At 55.2% G+C, this 5,994-nt stretch carries 3 protein-coding genes; 1 reads left to right on the top strand and 2 read right to left on the bottom strand.

Annotated features, from left to right (window positions below):
• Positions 1-172: 172 nt before the first annotated feature.
• Positions 173-1,063 (bottom strand): hypothetical protein, encoded by an 891-nt coding sequence (locus tag F1379_RS29370; RefSeq protein WP_150276029.1) that lies wholly within the window; start codon positions 1,061-1,063, stop codon positions 173-175.
• A gap of 304 nt (positions 1,064-1,367) precedes the next feature.
• On the bottom strand, positions 1,368-3,263 hold the full coding sequence (locus tag F1379_RS29365; protein ID WP_150276028.1) for a PrkA family serine protein kinase: 1,896 nt from the start codon (positions 3,261-3,263) through the stop codon (positions 1,368-1,370).
• 765 nt (positions 3,264-4,028) lie between these two features.
• Here F1379_RS29365 and F1379_RS29360 point away from each other — a divergent pair.
• Entirely contained in the window at positions 4,029-4,922 is an 894-nt protein-coding gene (locus F1379_RS29360) for a DUF2161 family putative PD-(D/E)XK-type phosphodiesterase (protein ID WP_150276030.1), read from the top strand.
• Positions 4,923-5,994 lie beyond the last annotated feature (1,072 nt).

Below are 5,994 nucleotides of genomic sequence, written 5' to 3'. Positions count from 1 at the left end.
ATGGTCTTAGTGGTCAAACCCTCAGTCCCTCCACCCGCATAGCGGGTGGTTTTTTGTTTCGCGCGTTTCACGCACTCAACTGGCTAAAGCCATAATAAAAACAGGCAGGCTGCTGGGTTCAGCAGCTTGCCTGTTTTCAGTGGAATACGAAGTTTGTCAGCACTGTTGCTATTTAAGGGATTGAGATCGTCAAGGGACCAACACCATTGGCCACGGTGACATTAAGATTAACGTTATATTCCTGAGATGTTGTCATGTCTACTACCTTATAGATCTGATAGTTTCCGTTTAGGAGAAATACGTTCAATTTTCCATTCCTCACCCGGCCCTCGTAGATGATACTGCTATCATCTGTGCTTTGGAAATAGAGGACAGCGCTGCTCAATGGCGCGCCACTCTTGGTAACGGTGCCTGTATACTGAAGAGGTACGGTGATTACCAGCGGCGGCTGCTCCACTTGACCGCCTGTTACTGTAAAGGAAGAGTAGAGTGTAACAGCCCACATGCTGTTCCATTCGTCAAGATAACCCGCAGTGTACGTGCCATCCGGGAGATACATCGTGAGTTTCCCGTTTCGGGCCTGCGTAACATAACTTTTAGTGGTAATGCCGTCCGTACCGGTCATATAGAGTCTGCCATGCGGAACGTCCGCTCCATCCGCTGTGATAATTGAACCTTCAATCTTAGGGGGAAGCTGCAAAATATATGGCTGCGGGCTACCGGCGGCCACCGTAAACGAGGTATAAAACGGTATGATTTGTGCAGTGTTATAGTCGGATACGCTCGATACTTTATAGGTACCATCCGGTAGATTGAAACTGAATATGCCGTTCTGTGCAAAGGCAGTGTAGCTTGTGCTGGGCACTCCAACCCGGGTGATGGTTAGATTGCCTTTCTGAATGACGGTGCCATCGGGATAAGCCACCACGACCTCAGCGGGTGAATCTGTTAATGTTGTTGTAGCCGAAGCTGCTGCAGCGGATAGTAAATTAAACGAGGAAAGGATAAAACCAAACACCAGCAAAAAGGCAGCTGCTTTCTTCAACATCACTTTTCTCAACATCGTACTCCCCCTTTGATAACATAATGGATACTTCCTATAAAATACATTATTTACTCTCTTAATTCCACAATTTTAAGGAATATTTTTCACTATTTTTACACTTTTTCCGATGAATTGGCTTCGATATAGCGTGATTTGACAGAATCCAATAAAAGAATGCCTAGCGTTTGTCATAAAAACGGTGCAGCATGCAGCGACAGGCGATCCAATCATCCCACAATCCAGCAGCCGCACGACAGAAAAAAGACCGCGTATCCGCGGTCAGTCCTGCAATGTTGAACAACCCGGCAACTTGCTCCGCCTCTTACCGGTTCAGCAGACTGCCGACATATTTCAGCAGCTCGTTGGCGCAGATCGGGCAGTAGTTGTGCTCGTCGATCAGCCGCCGGGTGACCTCGTTGATCCGTTTCAGCTGGCTTTCGTCTGGCGTTTTGGAGGAGGTGGTGATCTTGACAATATCCTTCAGGTCGGCGAACAGCTTCTTCTCGATGGCCTCGCGCAGCCGGTCGTGGTTGTTGTACTCGAACTTCTTGCCCTTGCGGGAGTAGGCGGAGATGCGGATCAGAATCTCTTCGCGGAACGCCTTCTTCGCGTTCTCGGAGATACCGATTTGCTCTTCGATGGAACGCATCAGCCGCTCATCCGGCTCCAGCTCCTCGTCGGTCAGCGGGTCGCGGATTTTACTCCAGTTGCAGTAGGCTTCAATGTTGTCGAGGTAATTCTCGAACAGCGTCTTCGCCGACTCCTCAAAAGAGTAGACAAACGCCTTCTGCACCTCGCTCTTGGCCAGAATATCATATTCCTTGCGGGCAATCGCAATGAAATTCAGGTAACGCTCGCGTTCCTCCTTCGTAATCGAAGGATGCTGATCCAGTCCGTCCTTGATCGCCCGCAGCACATCGAGCGCGTTCATGCATTGCAGGTCGCCCTTAATCAGGGCGCTGGAGATCCGGTTGATGACATAGCGCGGATCGATGCCGGACATCCCTTCATCCAGGTACTCCGACTGCATCTCTTTAAGATCGGCTTCCTTGTAGCCTTCAACCTCTTCGCCGTCATACATCCGCAGCTTCTTGATCAGGTCCATTCCTTGCTTCTTGCTCTCCTTCAGGCGCGTGAGGATGGAGAAAATAGCCGCTGCCCGCAGCGCATGCGGAGCAATATGCACATGCTTCATGTCGCTCTGGGCGATCAGCTTGGCGTAGATCTTCTCCTCTTCCGACACTCGCAGGTTGTAAGGAACCGGCATGACGATCATGCGGGACTGGAGTGCTTCGTTCTTTTTATTGGAGATGAAAGCTTTGTACTCCGTCTCGTTCGTGTGCGCAATGATCATCTCATCCGCAGAGATCAGCGCGAAGCGCCCGGCCTTGAAATTACCCTCCTGGGTCAGGGACAGCAGATTCCACAGGAATTTCTCGTCGCACTTGAGCATTTCCTGGAACTCCATCAGCCCGCGGTTGGCCTTGTTCAGTTCCCCGTCGAAGCGGTATGCCCGCGGATCGGACTCCGAGCCGAATTCGGTGATCGTCGAGAAGTCGATACTGCCGGTGAGGTCGGCGATGTCCTGCGACTTCGGATCGGAGGGACTGAAGGTGCCGATGCCGACGCGTTCTTCCTCCGACAGCAGCACTCGCACAACCTTGACCTGCTCGATGTCGCCATGGTACTCGTTCCTCAGCCGCATCTGGCAGGACGGGCACAGATTGCCTTCGATACGCACGCCGAGCTCCCGTTCCAGCTCAGGCCGCAGCTCCAGCGGAATCAAGTGCAGCGGGTCCTCGTGCATCGGGCAGCCTTCAATGGCGTACACCGCCCCTTCGGCGGTGCGGGAATACTGCTCCAGTCCTCTTTTTAACAGGGTAACGATGGTTGATTTCCCGCCGCTGACCGGCCCCATCAGGAGCAAAATCCGCTTGCGCACATCCAGCCGCCGCGCCGCCGAGTGAAAATACTCCTCCACCAGCTTCTCCACGGCCCTGTCGAGGCCAAAGATTTCCTGCTCAAAAAACTTATACCTTTTCCGCCCGTTAATTTCCTCGACGCCGTGGGATTTGATCATGTCGTATACGCGGGAATGAGCTGTTTTGGCGGGAGAGGGGTCTTTTCTCAGCAATTCTATATAGTCCTTGAAGGTGCCGCTCCACGCCAAACGGTCGTTCTCAGCCCGATACGAAGCTATACGCTCAAATATATCCATGTTCGCTGCCTCCTCTTGCGCTCCTACTTGCTCCTTTGGCTTTAAAAGTGTATTACATAACTATGCGGTAATGCCGCAATAGTTGACCTCTTTTTTGCTGTGCTATAATAGAGAATCGTGAGGTTCCGTGCTATGTTAGCTCTTGGACAACCTTCTGCACAGGAGTCTAATCCAAGTAATATGCAGGGGATTGGCGGATTATTAGTCTGGTTGGAAAAAGGACAGGCGGTTGGCCGATGGGTGTGGCCGGTATCACCGGGCAGCCTGGAGAGCGGGCGGGCATAAAGGGCGATTATGCGAAGGAATGACCTTTTGCGGTGACATCACCTGAGGTTTAACGAAAGGCCGGGGCTGGTGGAAAGATGGATGTGATAACATTACATTTTGGCTGCTCTGCGGGCTGGTGTTGTAATAGTGAACGAAGCTACTCTTACATGGATGACGTAATTGTAAAACGTACAACTATTTCTGCCCAAACGGGAACAATTGGCCGCTTACCTGCATTTCGTACATCTATTTCTCCCCGAACCGGGGCGTTTGGCTAATTGTACTGACTTTAGTTGTACCAAATGCAATTAAGCACTTTAAAGTCCGCAATTACCCGAAAATAGTTGTACCAACTGCAACTATACCCTCCAGCTGTATAGTTACGTGGCAGTTTCCAATCATACAGCAGCTGCAGCGTTCACCAAGGACTGCGGGAATTTAATTAAACCATATGCTTTGCGGCAGGAAGATTGCTGCAGGATTTTAGGAGTGACCACGATGGCCATCAAGCATGAGACGGAGCTGTATGCTCCTTTGAAGGCTTTTTTTGAAAGTCAGGGCTACCATATCAAAGGCGAGGTGCGGACCTGCGATCTGGTCGGCCTGCGGGAGGGCGAGGACCAGCCGCTGATCGTCGAGCTGAAAAAAAGCTTCAATCTCGCCCTGCTCCTGCAGGGCGTCGAGCGGCTGCGTCTGAGTCCAAATGTCTATCTCGCCGTAGAGCGGGTGCGCGACAAGAAAGGTGCGGTGAACCAGCGCTGGGGCGAGCTGAGCGGACTGTGCCGCCGCCTCGGACTCGGGCTGATCACCGTCGTCTTCTACAAGACGAAGGCGCCGCTGGTCGAGGTGCTCGCGGAGCCGGGCGAAGCGCCGGCCTTGCCCCGGGGCAGCCTGCGGCGCCGCGAGCGCCTGCTGCTTGAGTTCCGCGAGCGCAGCGGCGACTACAACACCGGCGGCAGCACGGGCGTGAAGCTCGTGACCGCCTACCGCGAGAAGGCGCTGCGCGTTGCACTCGCGCTGCAGGCCGCCGAGACCGAGGCTGCCGCCGGCCTCGGCACTGCCCCGCGCGCCGGGCGCCGCGGCGCGCGGGGTACCGCCGCAGCCGAAGCTGCTGCGGCGGCAGAGAGCCCGGCCGCGGCACCCGGCCGGGCGGGCGGCGCCGCCGGGGACGCGGCGGCGCAAGGGCCAGGCGCCGCTGCACCGGCGGCGCCGAAGGGCATCACGCCCGCCGAGCTGCGCCGGCGGAGCGGGGTGCCGGGCGCTGCAGCGATTCTGCAGCGCAACTACTACGGCTGGTTCACACGGGTGAACCGCGGCCGTTATGCGCTGACGCCGGCAGGCGCGGCAGCGCTGGTGGAGTATGCCGCCGTCGCAGCGGGCGGCATACGCTAGTCCGCCGCCGGAGGCACGGCGGCATACACTTACCCGCCGCCAGTGGCACGGCGGCATGCACTTGCCCGCCGCCAGTGGCACGGCGGCATGCACTTACCCGCCGCCGGAGACATGGCGGCGGCCCCCTCAATATGTGCCAGCACGAATACTCGCTGCCCCAGGCCACATGCAAGCAGTACTGCAGCACTCATCAAATCTTTAATAGCACTCATTGACCCTACTGCAATACACTGGCCTTGCCGGAAGCAGGCACCCTGCCGCTGCGGCACAGCTCAACCTGCACCACACATCATCTCAACCTACACCATCTTATTACCTTTCCTGAATTGCCTGTACCCCCGGCTCACGCTACCAGTACTTGCCCCTCTCCATCATCAGTTCACCTGCTCCACCACTAACTCGCCTCACCCCACTATTAGCTCACCCGCTCCACCAGTAGCTCGCCCCACTCCACTATCAGCTCACCCGCTCCACCAGTAGCTCGCCCGACTCCATTATCAGCTCACCGGCTCCTCCACTATCTCACTCACTCCACCAGTAGCTCATCCCGCCCACAAGTGCTGACCTACTCCACCATTGGCTCACCAGCCCAAGGCTCACCAGCCCAACACCAGTTCAACCGTTCTACCACTAACTAGCATGCTCGACCATAGCTCACCCGCTCCACCAGTAACTCGCCCTCCACTATTAGCTCACTTGCTCCACCACTAACTCAGCCACTCCGCTACTAGCTCACCCACTCCACCACTAACTCGCCCTACTCCGCTGTTAGCTACTCGCTCCAACAGTAGCTCATCCCGCCCATCATCAGCTCACCCGCTCCACTAACTAGCCAATCAACGGATCTTCCTAGCACTCCATCTAGCGCCTAACTCCCGTTTGCCGCACACGCAGCCGCGCAAAGAGGCAAGCCTCCATAGGAGACTTGCCTCTTTGCCGTTTATACAATCTAACCCTGGATGCTTAATTGAACTTTGGGTAGCGTCAAGAAGTTTGTGTAAAAGAGTAAAAGTATTCTTCTGGGACATCGGTGAGATGGTTCTCTTGGTGGGGGAGGCCTCCCCCACCAAGA

Origin of the sequence: Paenibacillus tepidiphilus, from assembly GCF_008635795.1 — a bacterium.
GTDB lineage: Bacteria > Bacillota > Bacilli > Paenibacillales > Paenibacillaceae > Paenibacillus_AQ > Paenibacillus_AQ tepidiphilus.
This window is presented reverse-complemented; position numbering and strand designations above follow the sequence as displayed.